The sequence below is a fragment of the Prevotella sp. OH937_COT-195 genome (assembly GCF_003932845.1).
In the GTDB taxonomy this organism is placed as follows: domain Bacteria; phylum Bacteroidota; class Bacteroidia; order Bacteroidales; family Bacteroidaceae; genus Prevotella.
In genome coordinates this window covers 40771-55448 of sequence record NZ_RQZH01000011.1, presented here as the reverse complement: position 1 = coordinate 55448, position 14678 = coordinate 40771, and the positions used below count along the sequence as shown (strand labels likewise).

Sequence of the window (14678 nt, the reverse complement as noted above, 5' to 3'; positions counted from 1 at the left end):
TAGAATAATGTTGTTTGCTCTGTTTTGCCTTATCATCTAAGTCCTCGTTTACGAGGTGGTATCACCTGTTTTTGCCCTGTTCTTTGGGCAATGTGGTACTCATTGAGGTCTTTGTATCGGGAATAGTGTCGGCTCATATCCTCTACCTTGATGCCTGTCGATTGGATAGCTTGAAGAGCCTGCCGTCCCGCAGGGTCGTTGTCGAAGAAAGCCCGAACGGAGTCGATGCCTTTCTCGTGGAGATAGGCAACGGCTCTATGGATATTACTCACGGAGTTCAGAACGATGGAAGGCGAAATGGCTTCTTTCCCTTTCATCGTGAGAAGGGAAAGGAAGTCCATAACCCCCTCGAAAATGCACAGAGGGGCGTTGTTCGCTTGTCCTGCAATCACGGAAATATCCTTCGGAGCGATTGTGCCTTTGAATGTCTTGTCGTCCCGAAGCTCATACCCTCCTGCACGATTGGGAAAGCCGATGGCGGAGTATTCTCTTCCTCCTACCTCATAGCGAACGTGATGGAGATAGGGGCTTGCCACGGCAAGGTCTATCTTGCGTACCTCTCGGAGATAGCTTTGCAGATGTAGGGGTAACGCTTCATTGATGGAAAGAATACGCCTTGTATTATTGGGTCGCTGTTCGTCCCTTCTCTGCCCTATGTGAGCTTCACGATGAAAGGAAGAAGGGGCGAGGGTTGTTGCTTTCCCTTCGGCAAGATGCGCTATTGCTTCGTAGGCACTGCATCCTCGCATCTTCATCACAAGGTCGATGATGCTTCCGCCTTGGCTCGTGCCGTAGTCGTGCCACAGGTTTTGCCGAAAATCCACTTTCAGGCTGGCATTCGGGTCTTCTCGGTAGGGTGCGTGATAAAGGGCATAGCCGTTGTAACGCTTGGCAGGCTTGATACCGCAGGCGTGCAGATAGTCTGTTATCGGTATCGCCTTGATGTATTGTAGATCGTAAAATCTTGATTTCATAAGTTGATTCGATGATTATTGAGTGAATAAAAAGAGTGGTTCAAACGGTGAAAGGAAAAAGCTCTTTTCTTACGGAGGACGGACTTTCTTGCACTCAAAGCAAAAAGTCTTTCTCTGCTTTTTCTCTTTCACTGTATATCTCCTTTCACAGTGAAAGAAGAAAGTATCTATGGCGTTTCTTATTCGCTTGGTTCTTTTCATTGTTCGTACTTCTTCTGTTTGCTTGGTTTTGAACTTTCATCCGAAACGGGATGCTGAAACCAAGTTACAGAGGCGAACACAGAGTCCCAAGGTTAGTGTGTCTGTTGCTTCGAGGTACAGAGAAATGCTCCGAGAATGGACGACACAAGCAGGAGAAATTGGGACGAAAAGGCTCAAAAGGAGCGAACAGTGAGGAGAACGGCTCTAAAAGCGACTTCATCGGATTGCCAAAGCCTGCATCCTTTTTCTTCGGACGAAAGAGGAGCGTCTGTTTTTATTGGCAGGAGAGCCACTTCATACCATATCAGAGCCACAAGTACGCACTTAGAGAAAAGAGGGTGGAAAGGGTGGTTTGTGCTTGTACATTTGCCTCGGACTTCCTGCTGTTTCCCTCTATTTCATCGGGACTGGGAACAAGGATTTCGCCTGCGTACATTTGCACCGAACGAAGTAAAAATGACAATTAAAACGATATTGATATGAGATTTACCGCCATCGACACCTCCGCTTGGGAGGAACTGAAAAAGAGCATCGAAGAACTGGCTCTTTGTATGAGAGAAGAGTTTGGCACGAAACCCGAAGTCCCCGACCTGTTGCACAACGGGGATGTGTGCCGAATACTGAACATCAGCAAGCGAACGCTCCAACACTATCGGGATACGTCCGTGTTGCCCTTTATCCAAATCGGGCATAAGTGCTATTACAAACGTGAGGATGTGGAAGCACTCCTTGCCAAGTCCAACCGCAAAATACAATGACTATGGAACACGAAATCGTAAACAAAGAAACGCCCGAGATGAAGCAACTCATCTCAGGCATCAGAGCAGTGAGTAAACGCCTTCGGGAGATTGCCCAAACGCACCGTCCGCTCTTCGGGGGAGAAATCTACCTTACGGGGCGAGAGGTCTGCGAACGGCTTTTCGTCAGCCCTCGCACCTTGCAGGATTATCGGGACAAGGGCATTATCCCCTACACCCAAATTGCAGGGAAAATACTCTATCGACTATCCGACATCAACAGATTACTGCAAGAGAATTATCGGAGATAAAGCATTTGCAAGAAGCGTTTTCCTGCCGTTTGGTAATCACACAGAAGAACCTGCCGAATGGTCGTCCAAAAGATACCGAGCAATCTCACCATCGCTCGGTATCTTTTTGCTGATTACTCGGTATCTTTTCGCAATAAATCAAGTACATTTGCGTTATTCACATCATAAGTCTTTTCCTCATGGATTCTGACAATGTAATATAAAGATGGAAAAATGAATACCTCGAAAAAGGATATAAGTGATTTTTTTACCTCAAACGGCTTCAACTTAATAGAAATGGAAGATTTGAGTTTAGATGAGAAGCAGAGCCTGATTAACTTGTGGAATAGAGAATATCCTCAAGGGCTATCTCATTCCTCTCTAAATAGCTTTAATCACTACTTAGATGGATTAAGTAATGCCAAACACTTCCTATTGAAGGAGCTATCTGATGGACAAATAAAAGGTTGGGCTTTCAAATTTTATAGAGATAATGCTCAATGGTTTGCCATTATCTTATCTGCCACCATTCATTCAAAGGGTTTAGGTAGAATGATGATTGAGTTGCTAAAATTACAAGAGTCTGAATTAAATGGATGGGTTATAGACCATGATTTGTACAAGAAAATAGATGGAGATACCTATTTTTCACCTTTGTCATTTTATAAAAAATGTGGATTTGAAGTATTGCTCAACCAGAGAATAAAATCGGATGTTTTATCTGCTGTAAGAATTAAATGGACAACAGAACTTTCAACCAAGGACAATATTGAGTTGAAAAGTATAGTACTAGAATAGTGTAACGATTTTGCTATGTTGTATTTTGATGAGTCAGGCTATACTGGTTCGGATTTAATAAATCCAGAACAACCTTATTTCACATTAGCTTCTGTTAGACTAACAGAGGATGAGGTTGCTGTTATGAAGGAAGAGATAGGTTATGTTGAATGGGGAAAGGAACTCCATTTCAAAAGTATGTATTCAAATTATCAAGGGAGGCAGATGCTAGAAAAAATATTTACTCATCCGCTTATGAATTATGATCATGTACTTCCTTCTTTCGCAAATAAGCGATATTGTATCTATGCAAATATAGTCAATATGCTTATAGAAACTCGCTATCATAACGAAGGGATAAATCTATATGAGGGTGCTAAGAATCTTATACTTGCGAATGGCTTGTATTATTTTGCTCTTTTGCATCCAAACAAGGAGCTTATAGCCAAGATTGAAGGCAATTTCGTTACCATGGTTAGAGAACCCGCTGTTAATTCTATTGCTGATTTCTATAGAACAATAGATAGGCTAAGAAAAAATGAAGATACAGATAAGAGTTTCTGTTGTCTGTTATCTGAAATTCCGCCTACTATTGAATATATAAAGGAGGCTCTCTCTGATAATAAATTTTATATAGACCTAACCGTGCCATTGTTTTCAGCATCTATTCAAGAATGGTATAAGAAAACAGGTATCAAGGAAGATGTATTATTTGACTCTTCCGAACCTTTTTATGCAAACAAAACATTTTTGGAGAGTTTAAGAGATATGCGTGTCCCTGAAACTGAAGTCGGATATGGTAAGGGAAAGCATATTTATCCGCTGCCTGTTGGCAATATGGATATAGTGGAGTCACATAATGAATTTGGCATACAACTTGCCGACATTTATGCAAGTGCTTTAAATTTCGTCCTTACACCACGCACGGATAAGTTTGTTAGATATCAAAACGAGCTTAAAGAGTTATCTATTTTTCAATGTATCCAGTTAAATATAGCTCCGTCAACAAATGATTTTATAGAAGAAAGGATGAAGGAAATAGCAGACATTGATCCTCTTGAATTTCTTTGCAATCACGAAGATGACATCTTTAACTAATCTTTGTTGAAGAAATCAAAGATTTTGGCCTTTATATATTGATTTTTTACCTCTGATTGTGTGGCATATCTAAGATAAATAATTTGTTACATTAAAAAGCATTATGAATAGTCTTTTCTTTTGTGTTGATATTCATCGTCTTGTATTCTTATTTTTGAGAAGATGTGAGGAGTATAGAAAGTTGCGAAGTTGTCTATGTGTTTTTTAGTTTCATCAGCCTCTCCATATCCCTTGCAATCTTTTGGTCGGTGATTTGGGCGTAGATTTGCGTGCTGGCAATAGATGAATGTCCCATCATCTTGGCAATACTTTCTATCGGAATGCCTGCCTCCAAGGTCAGTGTGCCGAAGCTGTGGCGAGCAACGTGGTAGCCCAGCGAAGTACGAATGCCACACGCCAAGCCCACGGCTTTAAGATGGGTCAGTAGTTTACCTTTGCTCATCATATCGGGAAATATCTTGTAATCTTCCTTGCTCTCCTGCTTGGTGTAAAGCGAAAGTATCTGCTCCGCTATCGGATGCAAGGGTATCAAACTCTCCACTTCCGTTTTCTGTCTTGCCTTACGGATATACCGCTTCCCCTCGCTGTTCGTTTCGATTTGCGAAGCTCGCAGGCTCTGCAAGTCGGCAAATGCCAACCCCGTAAAGACGGAGAAGAGAAACATCCTTCGGCTTAGTTCCGCCCCTTCCTCCTGCAACGGGAATGCCAAGAGCCTTGCCACATCGCCCTTGCTCAGGAAACGAGGCTTGCGCTCCACGGCTTCATACTTCACCTCCTCAAACGGATTGAAGCGTATTGTTCCCTGACTGACGGCTCGATACATCAGCCGACTCAACCAACACAAATGCCTGTTTATAGTTGCAGGGGCATAGCCCTCTTTCTTCAAATGGAAACGATAATCATCAAAGAAGTCTGTCGCAAGAGCTGTTAGGGGAATATCCTCCTCTCCACGACTTCGCACAAAGGTGTTGAGCTGTCTGTCGGAACACCGATTATTGCTATACGTTCCCTCGCTCTTACTTTCTCGTTGGGCTTTGAGTTCCTCCGAACTAAGAGCAAGAAGTGTTGTCGGAGTTCTCCCGATACCTTGCAGGTGGTTCTTCAGAAGCTCGGCACTCACTGCTCCATATTTGTAGAGCAAGGTATTGTACCCTTGCTCGATTTCCTCCCGAAAGGTTTGCAGGCGTTGGTTGGTCTTCTTGTCCGTTGTCTCTCCTCGCTTCACACTCCAATCGTGAGGAAGGACACTTTCGCCTGTGGTTATCACTACGTTCGCTCCGTCAATGGTGATACGGCAAAGGATTGCCGTTGTGCCGTCCGCTTTAGTCTTGTTCTTATTGATATAGAATAGGGTTTTGAATGTACTGCGCATAGCTCTTATAGGGTTAAGGTTAGATTTTCAGTGAAAGAGAGAAACCGCTCGAACTCATCGAAGAGTTTCTTCGGGGTAACGTGGGCGTATCGCTCGGTCGTTTGGATATTGCTATGTCCCAACATTCGGCTGACCGTTTCAATGGGAACACCACGTTCCAAGGTAATCAAGGTAGCAAAAGTGTGGCGACCAACGTGTGCCGAAAGGGGAATGGAGATACCTGCCCGAAGTTGCAGAGCTTTGAGTTGGACGAGGTAAGCCGAATAGGCTATGGAAGCAAAAAGAGTGTTGCGTTCACCCGATTGATACCGCTCGATCAAACGCACCGCTTCGGATATGAGCTTCACACGGCAAAGGGTATTGGTCTTCTGTCTGCGGAACTTCAACCACAAAGCTCCCTCATCATCCGTAAAGAGGTGTTCCCGATTAAGGGCAACCATATCGCAATAGGCAACACCCGTATAACAGGAGAAGAGAAAGAGATTGCGAGCGGTCTCCAACTCCACCTCATACGGCTCAAAGGTCAATCCCAGCAACTTATCCAATGAAGCCCTATCCAAAGCCCGAGGCAATTTCTTATTCCCCCGTTCCACCTTGTTGTTCTCGAAAAGAAGTCTGTCGGCAAATCCTTTACGATATGCCAAACGACAAGCCTTCTTCAAACAGATGGAGAGGGTATAGAAATAGCTTTGTGAGAAACCTAATTCGCCTTTTATATACTGCTCAAAGAGAAGAAGAAAATCCTCCGTGATTTGACCGAAGGTTATATCGTCTGTTCTGAATTGTCGATGAATGAACGCCACAAAGTGCTGACGAGCCGAATGATAAATTCTCATTGATACGGGCTTTAGGTCAATCCCTACACGCATCTCCAACTCTTCCAACATCAGGTCATAGCACGCCAAGAAGGTTGTCTGGCTCTGCATACTGCCTTGAAACTGCTCCTTGATGTCTGTTGCCGTGAACACCGCACCTCGCTCGCAAAGGAGTCGATAAGCCGATTGTACCGAAAGAAGCAAGCGTTCCAACTTGCCATTCGTTGCCACCGCTTCACGGCTCTTGCCGTTCAATCTGCTCTCACGAGCATTCCACAGCTTCGGGTCGCACGAGAGTTTACAACTGAATTGGGCGATGGTTCGCCCACAAGTTATACGCCCCATAATCGGAGCCTGTCCCGACTTGTCCAATCCGCTCTTTTTGAGGTAGAGCAACACCTTCATTTTGTCTGTTTGCATACGCTTCTGTTTTTATGGGCAAAGTTACCCGTTATCGAAGCGTTTTCAGCTATGCAAAACGTTGTAATACAAAGCATAAGCACCGTAATTACAGGGATGAGTTACCAAACACTCTTCTATCGGTTACCTTCTCCTGCCTTTTCGTTACCATTCGAGGAATGGACTAACGATTTGGTAACGGAACTTCTGCATAAATCCACGCTTTCTGCACTTAATCCCTCTGTGCAAATCACCGAGATATGGCGCAAATCGCTCTCATTTCCATTTACTTACCTTTCATCCTCATCCTAATACCCTTTACTCGAATAGTTGCAGTATGAAAAATGATTATCGCAAAATTGTTTATCAGGCAATGCTATTTTATTTTTCAAGACATAGATTGTATGATGACATTACCATAATCCAAACGAAAGAAAAATGCAGCCCTCTGTGCTATGACTATATATTTATACAAATTATAGTTCGAGACATTTTAACCCCAATCTGTCATTAGACCGCATTTGCTTAGATTTGCCATTGCCGTCACGCTTCCCAACTGCTTTAGCCCGCTTGCTGATATCTTTGCAGCTATTACATCTCGACGTAGCCCGCTACGCCTTCGATGAAACGGCTGCACATCTGCTCAACAATCGAACAAAACCGGTTGAGGGTTCTAATGACCGATTTGGGTTTAAAACTTCAACTAAAAGATCAGTTGTTATTACAAATGGTGAAGTTTTGAAGGTGTGGTTTCGAATCTTCAACATAAGAGGTAAGGGAAAAAATTGAAATTTTAAACACCAAAAGAAGTCTTTTACAATAATATTGACTAATTTCTCACTTGCCGGTTGATTCTGCATGATTGTATAATTCTTATATCTAACTCACTTTAATAAGAATATTTTCAGTATCTTTGTCTTCATTATAACCGTCCAACGGACAAAATGACAATGAACAAAGAGAAAAATGATGATTGTTTGGTGGCACCGTTGATAGGAATTTCACGGCATCGCATAGGCATCGACGGCAAAGGCGTGGTAACGCTCGTGGCATTCCACGGGTGTACGTTGTCATGCCGATATTGTCTCAACAGGCAATGCCTGAGAGCAGACGGTGTGTGGAAAACCGTTACGCCCAACGCACTTTTGAATGAGGTAATGCAGGACAACATATATTTTCTCGCATCGGGAGGAGGCATCACTTTCGGAGGCGGAGAACCGTGTATGTACGACACATTCATAGAAGATTTCTGCCGGATAATGCCTAAGGAATGGAAAGTAAGGCTGGAAACGGCACTCAACATGGAGCGGCATCATCTTGAAAGACTGATACCCTGCGTAAGTCAATACTATATTGACGTGAAAGATTTGAATCCGGACATTTACAACAGATATACCTCGCAGCCGATCGAACGAATGGTTTCTAACCTGCGGTGGCTGCTGTCGCACGAGGGAATGGCGGCGAAAATAATCGTTCGGCTGCCTCACATACCCGGCTACAACACACCCGACGACGTTGAACGCAGTAGGAAAATACTCACAGACATGGGCGTGGAGAACTTCGACGAGCTCTATTACATCATTCCATCGCGAGAAGAAAAATGATATAAATCTTTTTGTTATACGCCTAATTTGTAGTAATTTTGCAACCGAAAAGAATTATATAACAAGATGGCATTGAAATGTGGTATCGTGGGACTGCCAAACGTTGGCAAGTCAACACTTTTTAATTGTTTGTCGAGTGCGAAGGCACAGGCGGCAAACTTTCCTTTTTGCACAATAGAACCTAACGTGGGCGTGATAACCGTACCCGATGAGAGACTCACAAGACTCGCGGAAATAGTGAACCCGGGACGCATAGTTCCCGCAACGTGCGAAATAGTTGACATTGCAGGACTCGTGAAAGGCGCATCGAAAGGAGAAGGACTGGGAAACAAGTTCCTCGGGAATATACGCGAGACCGATGCCATAATACACGTACTGCGGTGTTTCAACGATGACAACATCGTAAGAGAGGGCGGAGCGGCTGTAAATCCGGTTGAAGACAAGGAGATAATAGATACGGAACTACAACTGAAAGACCTTGAAACGATAGAAGGACAACTGGCAAAGACACAGAAAACGGCTGCCGCAGGCAACAAAGATGCCAAGGTGTTGCTCAACGTGCTCAACGCTTACAAGGAGGTGCTGGAGCAGGGAAAGAACGCACGCACGGTGTCTTTCGAGAGCAAAGAGGAGCAAAAAGCGGCGCACGACTTATTCCTGCTCACAGCGAAACCTGTGCTGTACGTATGCAACGTAGATGAAGCATCGGCAAAGGAAGGTAACGAATACAGCAGAAAAATAGAAGAAATTGCAAGGCAGGAAGATGCCGAGGCAATGGTAATAGCGGCAAAGACCGAAGAGGATATTGCATCGTTAGAGACATACGAGGACAAACAGATGTTCCTTGAAGAACTCGGATTACAAGAGAGCGGTGTGAACCGGCTAATCAAAAAGGCGTATGCGCTGCTTAATCTTGAAACGTTCATCACTGCGGGAGAGATGGAGGTAAAGGCATGGACTTATCACAAGGGCTGGAAAGCACCGCAGTGCGCCGGAGTGATACACACCGACTTTGAGAAAGGATTCATTCGTGCAGAAGTGATAAAGTATGAGGACTACATAAAATACGGTTCCGAAACGGCTGTGCGAGAGGCCGGAAAGATGGGAATAGAAGGTAAGGAGTATGTTGTGCAGGACGGCGACATTATGCACTTCAGATTTAATGTTTAAAGGCTTATGAACGAATTATTGGGTTACATAACATGGAATCCCGATGCCGAGATATTCCGTATCGGAGGACTGGCGGTGCGATGGTATTCGATGTGCTGGCTCGCAGGATTGGCATTGGCATATTTCATCGTTAAAAGACTGTACAAGGAACAGAAAATAAGGGAGGGACTCATAGACCCTCTGTTTATATATTGTTTCGTGGGAATACTCGTAGGGGCACGCATAGGGCATTGTCTTTTCTATGAGCGCGAATATTGGCTGAGTTCGCCGCAGCATGTGTTGGAAATATTCGTTCCAATAAAGTTTATGGCCGACGGTGGCTGGAAATTCACGGGATATGAGGGACTTGCAAGCCACGGAGGCACCATCGGACTTACCGTCATGCTGCTGTTATACTGGCTGAAATTTCGCAAGGAAGGGCTCGGGATATGGCAGATTCTCGACAACATTGCCATTGCAACGCCCGTAACGGCGTGTTTCATACGCCTCGGAAACCTCGTGAATTCGGAGATTATTGGCAAGGTGACCGACGTGCCGTGGGCGTTTGTCTTTGAACGGGTGGATATGCTTCCACGACACCCGGGACAATTATATGAGGCCTTGGCATACGCATTGTTCTTCCCCATAGGGTGGTATTTCTACCGCAAATATCCCTGGCGTGTGGGTACGGGCTTCTTCTTCGGATTGTGTCTCACGCTGATTTTCACTTTCCGTTTCTTCATAGAATACACCAAGGACATACAAGTGGCGAAAGAGGCTGCCATGACGCTGAACATCGGACAGCAACTGAGCATTCCTTTTGTAATGGTGGGTTTGTTCTGTCTCTGGCGCAGTTTCAAGGCGGTAAACAGGTAAAAGGTATTTTCTTCGCGTCATTCGCAGGCGGAGGTGCGGGTCACTTGCCTTTTACAATCTTTTTTATCTCGTTGAGTTTGTTCAGTGCTTCGAGCGGTGTGAGGTTGTTCACGTCGATGTTAAGTATCTCGTCGCGCACCTGCGAGAGCACCGGGTCGTCGAGTTGGAAAAACGAAAGTTGCAGTCCGTCGCGACTTCGGTTGAGTTGTTCTGCCGATGGTTTTCCCACAGTCCCTACCCCGCTGCTGTCGTTCTCTAATTGTTTCAGTATGGTGTTTGCACGCTTCACTATGCTTTTGGGCATTCCGGCAATCTGTGCCACATGGATTCCGAAGGAATGTTCCGAGCCTCCCCGTTTCAGTTTCCGCAGAAAAATCACTTTGTTATCCACTTCTTTCACCGACACGTTATAGTTCTTTATGCGTGAGAAATTCTTCTCCATCTCGTTCAATTCGTGGTAGTGCGTGGCGAAGAGCGTGCGTGCCTGCGCTTTCTTGTGCTCGTGCAGATATTCCACGATGGCCCATGCAATGCTTATGCCGTCGTATGTCGATGTGCCGCGTCCGAGTTCGTCAAACAGTACAAGCGAGCGTGGTGTTACGTTGTTGAGAATGTTGGAGGCTTCTGTCATTTCCACCATGAAGGTCGATTCGCCGAGCGATATGTTGTCCGATGCCCCCACACGGGTGAATATTTTATCCACCATGCCTATGCGTGCGCTCTCTGCCGGCACGAAACAACCCATCTGTGCCATAAGCACTATGAGTGCGGTTTGTCGCAGCAATGCGGACTTTCCCGCCATGTTTGGTCCCGTGATGATTATTATTTGTTGTTTCTCGGTATCGAGTAAGATGTCGTTCGGCACATAACTCTCGCCCGGAGGCAGTTGTGTCTCTATTACGGCATGCCGCCCTCCGCGTATATCGAGTATTTCGCTTCGGTCTATTGCGGGGCGTACATAATGATGTTCCTCGGCACCCTTTGCGAACGACAGCAGGCAGTCGAGCCGTGCTATTATATTGGCATTTACCTGTATCAAAGGAATGTATTCCTGCATCGAGGACACCAATTCGCCGAATATCCGTGCCTCAAGCGATAATATTTTGTCCTCTGCTCCAAGAATTTTCTCCTCGTATTCTTTCAATTCCTGTGTGATGTATCGTTCTGCTTGGGCGAGTGTCTGCTTGCGAACCCAATCAGGCGGAACCTTGTCCTTGTAGGTGTTTCTTACCTCGAGGTAATATCCGAACACGTTGTTGTAGCCTATTTTCAGAGACGCGATACCCGTTTGCTGTGTCTCGCGTTCCTGTATTTTCAGCAGGTAGTCTTTTCCGCTGTATGCTATGTTGCGCAGTTCGTCGAGTTCGCTGTTAACTCCTCTCCTCACTACCCCACCCTTGTTTATCATCTGCGGCGGGTCGTTCTCCACCTCTTTTTCTATGCGTTCGCGCAGTTTCTCGCACAAGTTCAGTCGCTCCCCGACCCTTACGAGAGCCTCGTTTGCGGCATTCATGCATGCATCTTTCACCGGTCGCAATGCGTTCAGTGCCACTTTCAGTTGCACCACTTCACGCGGAGTGACACGCCCCGTTGCCACTTTCGATATGATGCGTTCGAGGTCGCCCATGCAGTGAAACTTCTCATCTGTTAATGTGCGGAAGTCAGGTTGCCTGAAAAAATACTCCACTATGTCGAGACGCTCGTTGATGGCGCGTTCCTCTTTCAGTGGAAACACCGTCCACCGCTTAAGCAGTCTTGCGCCCATCGGTGACACGGTGCGGTCGATTACGTCCATCAGGCTTGCCCCGTCGTCCTGCATCGGCTGCAGCAGTTCGAGCGACCGGATTGTGAACTTGTCGAGCCTTACAAACCTTTCCTCCTCTATCCTTGCAAGCGAAGTGACATGACCTATCTGCGTGTGCTGTGTCATCTCAAGGTATTGGAGTATCGCTCCGCTTGCCGTGACACCGTTGCAGAGATTATCCGTGCCGAAGCCTTTAAGGTTTTTTACCCCGAAATGGTTCAGCAGTTTCTGCCGCGAGGTCTGTTCCGTGAAAACCCAGTCTTCCATCTCAAAGGTAAAGAACTTTGTTCCGAAAGCGCGTTCAAAGTCTGCTTTGCGTCCTCGTTCAAACAAAACCTCCTTAGGTTGGAAATTTCCGAGTAGTTTCTCTATATACTCCGGAGTTCCCTCTCCGGTGAGAAACTCTCCCGTCGATATGTCAAGGAATGCCACGCCGCAACTTCCTTTGCCGAAATGTACCGATGCGAGGAAATTGTTCTCTTTGTGATTGAGAACGTTGTCGCTCATTGCCACTCCCGGTGTTACGAGTTCGGTAATGCCCCGTTTTACCAGTTTCTTTGTAAGTTTCGGGTCTTCCAGTTGGTCGCATATAGCCACCCTCCTACCCGCCCGGACGAGTTTCGGCAGATAGGTGTCGAGCGCATGGTGCGGGAATCCTGCCATTTCGGTTACCGGTTTTCCCGTTGCGCCGTTGTTGCGCCGTGTGAGTGTGATGCCGAGAATTTTGCTTGCTGCAACGGCGTCGTCGCAGTATGTCTCGTAGAAATCGCCGCATCTGAACAGCAACAGTGCGTCAGGGTGCTTCGATTTCAGCGAGAAGAACTGCTTCATCATTGGTGTCAACTCTTCCTTCTTGGTAGCCATTCCTTTTATTTTATTGTAGAATGCAAAGATACTTCTTTCTCTTGAGAATGCCAAGAGTTAGGTTTAAACATTCAAGCAGGAAGCGTATTTTCTTAAATGTAAAGACAAATACGAGACGGAAAGATTGTGTCGGGATTATTTTTTACGGCGTAAGCGGATGAACAAAAACATTCCGGCGAGCACTGCTGCAAGTGCTCCTCCGGAGTAGTATATGGTGGTAGTGGTTGAGGTTTTGGAATTGTTGGTATATAGTTGATTGTCAACAGGGTTCTTGGTGTTGTTCATGACTGTCATTCCCTCGTATTGCAGTCCGCATTCGGGGCACTTTTTCATGTCATCGGTTCGCGTTGCTCCGCATGCCGGACAGAAACGTGCCGATGGAGGGTTTTTGTATTTCACCTCGTAGATGTTCACGGCATTGCCTCCGCAATTTTTGCGACCTTGTGACGTGACGAATACATATCGACCGTCTGAAGACAAGTCGAGTCCCACGGGATAACTGTCCACGCCAATTCGGCAGATTGTTTTCATTGTCTTGGTGTCAACCACATACATCTGACTTACGTTGTTGCAGGCGGCGAAGACATATCGTCCGTCTGGCGAGATGCTTATGGTGCGTGCGCCGGTGCCTACCTTACAGTTTTCCCAGTTATTTGCCGTGGCATTCTTTTTTGTCGTTCCGTTCATGGTCTTTGCCACTGCCATGAACTCTTTCAGCGGCATTCGCTGCACCATTCCGCCGCCGTTGATGCTGAGGTATAGGTATCCGTTCGAGATTACAAGGTGCCTCACGTTGCTCATCATGCCAAGTACGCGACCGAGATATTTCTGTTCCTTAATGTCGATTACGGCAATGCCTCCTCCTCCGCCCATGCAACCAACGATGAGATAGCGGTTGTCCGGTGTGAATACCGTGCCGCGAAGAGCATATCCGCTGCCACTGTCACGGTCTACGGCACGGTTCAGCGGATAGTTGAGTTCGAGTTGGCGATCTACCACGAGAACCATTTTGTGTTGCCACTCTTCAGGCTTTTCGGAGGATATGTCGATTAGTCCGACGGTGTTGTTGCCCCAATGAGATATGGCAACAGTCTTGCCGTCGGGCGAGGTACTTACCATTTTAGGCAACGGACCGGTTTCCATCATTCGCACCACCTTGTCGGTCTTGGTGTCTATCACAGCCACTGCCGACGGGTCTTGTGCATTGATGTCGAAAGTGCGGCGGTAATAAGGCACCCACAAGTAACGCCCTTTGTGACTGAAAGTGCTCTCCACGGGTTTCCCGGAAAAGGTGTTAACATTATTATGATAGTGCCGCCAAGGGTATAATCCCGATGGTTTCGACCATAGTGCATCATCGCGTCCGTCCTTGAACTGATGGTGTATAACGGAGAGTTTCTTGTGTGTCCGGAAATCGTAACTTATTGTGGTACAGCCCTCAAGCGAGTTTACATAGTACTTTGAGCCATCGGGGTGGATGTTGATAGACTTCGGGCTGTTGATGTCGGTGTCGCGAGTGTCGGCACTTCCGCCATAGTTCTGTTTCTTTGCAATCAGTGTCATGGTGATTGCTCCATCGGTTGATTGGGCGGTAGTGCCAATCTTTGGGTGGGAAACAGGCGGCACTTCGGCGAACGACAATGCCGCTACGACAAGTGCAAATGCTGTTGTCAATGTTCTTTTCATTGTGAAAAATATTTGTTTTTGTTTCTTTATTG

Annotated in this window: 14 protein-coding genes; 9 read left to right on the top strand and 5 right to left on the bottom strand. The window is 46.1% G+C overall.

Features of this window, described 5'->3' with window-relative positions; all coding sequences use genetic code 11:
- Positions 1 to 32: 32 nt before the first annotated feature.
- Positions 33 to 974, bottom strand: a complete 942-nt coding sequence (locus EII32_RS05920) for a toprim domain-containing protein (protein ID WP_125234515.1) — start codon at positions 972 to 974, stop codon at positions 33 to 35.
- Between the two features lie 251 nt (positions 975 to 1225).
- On the opposite strand from EII32_RS05920, the gene EII32_RS05915 reads away from it, so the two are divergent.
- The 5 genes from EII32_RS05915 to EII32_RS05895 all read left to right on the top strand — a co-directional run bounded on the left by EII32_RS05915 (position 1226) and on the right by EII32_RS05895 (position 4077).
- Complete coding sequence (locus tag EII32_RS05915; RefSeq protein WP_125234514.1) at positions 1226 to 1642, top strand: hypothetical protein; 417 nt, start codon at positions 1226 to 1228, stop codon at positions 1640 to 1642.
- A 12-nt stretch (positions 1643 to 1654) separates the two neighbouring features.
- Entirely contained in the window at positions 1655 to 1933 is a 279-nt protein-coding gene (locus EII32_RS05910; RefSeq protein WP_004333702.1) for a helix-turn-helix domain-containing protein, read from the top strand.
- A gap of 2 nt (positions 1934 to 1935) precedes the next feature.
- A complete protein-coding gene (locus tag EII32_RS05905) occupies positions 1936 to 2223 on the top strand; it encodes a helix-turn-helix domain-containing protein (protein ID WP_125234513.1) in 288 nt (95 codons plus the stop codon).
- A 213-nt stretch (positions 2224 to 2436) separates the two neighbouring features.
- Complete coding sequence (locus tag EII32_RS05900) at positions 2437 to 3000, top strand: GNAT family N-acetyltransferase (protein ID WP_125234512.1); 564 nt, start codon at positions 2437 to 2439, stop codon at positions 2998 to 3000.
- A gap of 15 nt (positions 3001 to 3015) precedes the next feature.
- Positions 3016 to 4077 (top strand): DUF3800 domain-containing protein, encoded by a 1062-nt coding sequence (locus EII32_RS05895; protein WP_125234511.1) that lies wholly within the window; start codon positions 3016 to 3018, stop codon positions 4075 to 4077.
- A 193-nt stretch (positions 4078 to 4270) separates the two neighbouring features.
- Here EII32_RS05895 and EII32_RS05890 read toward each other — a convergent pair whose 3' ends face one another.
- Both EII32_RS05890 and EII32_RS05885 read right to left on the bottom strand, forming a co-directional pair.
- Positions 4271 to 5449: a site-specific integrase gene (locus tag EII32_RS05890; RefSeq protein WP_125234510.1), complete on the bottom strand. Its 1179-nt coding sequence runs from the start codon at positions 5447 to 5449 to the stop codon at positions 4271 to 4273.
- A gap of 5 nt (positions 5450 to 5454) precedes the next feature.
- Entirely contained in the window at positions 5455 to 6684 is a 1230-nt protein-coding gene (locus EII32_RS05885) for a site-specific integrase (protein WP_125234509.1), read from the bottom strand.
- Between the two features lie 510 nt (positions 6685 to 7194).
- Between EII32_RS05885 and EII32_RS05880 the strand changes: the two genes are divergently transcribed.
- The 4 genes from EII32_RS05880 to lgt all read left to right on the top strand — a co-directional run bounded on the left by EII32_RS05880 (position 7195) and on the right by lgt (position 10292).
- Positions 7195 to 7452 (top strand): hypothetical protein, encoded by a 258-nt coding sequence (locus EII32_RS05880; protein ID WP_125234508.1) that lies wholly within the window; start codon positions 7195 to 7197, stop codon positions 7450 to 7452.
- A gap of 161 nt (positions 7453 to 7613) precedes the next feature.
- Positions 7614 to 8267, top strand: a complete 654-nt coding sequence (locus EII32_RS05875; protein WP_125234507.1) for a radical SAM protein — start codon at positions 7614 to 7616, stop codon at positions 8265 to 8267.
- A 66-nt stretch (positions 8268 to 8333) separates the two neighbouring features.
- The gene (ychF, locus tag EII32_RS05870; RefSeq protein ID WP_125234506.1) at positions 8334 to 9437 is read left to right on the top strand and encodes a redox-regulated ATPase YchF; all 1104 of its coding nucleotides are present in this window, start codon (positions 8334 to 8336) and stop codon (positions 9435 to 9437) included.
- A 6-nt stretch (positions 9438 to 9443) separates the two neighbouring features.
- Complete coding sequence (lgt, locus tag EII32_RS05865; protein ID WP_125234505.1) at positions 9444 to 10292, top strand: prolipoprotein diacylglyceryl transferase; 849 nt, start codon at positions 9444 to 9446, stop codon at positions 10290 to 10292.
- Positions 10293 to 10332: 40 nt separating this feature from the next.
- On the opposite strand, the gene mutS is transcribed toward lgt, so the two are convergent.
- Together mutS and EII32_RS05855 are read right to left on the bottom strand one after the other, a co-directional pair.
- Positions 10333 to 12960: a DNA mismatch repair protein MutS gene (gene mutS / locus EII32_RS05860; RefSeq protein WP_125234504.1), complete on the bottom strand. Its 2628-nt coding sequence runs from the start codon at positions 12958 to 12960 to the stop codon at positions 10333 to 10335.
- Positions 12961 to 13095: 135 nt separating this feature from the next.
- Positions 13096 to 14646, bottom strand: coding sequence for a beta-propeller fold lactonase family protein (locus tag EII32_RS05855; RefSeq protein ID WP_125234503.1), 1551 nt, complete (start codon positions 14644 to 14646; stop codon positions 13096 to 13098).
- Positions 14647 to 14678 lie beyond the last annotated feature (32 nt).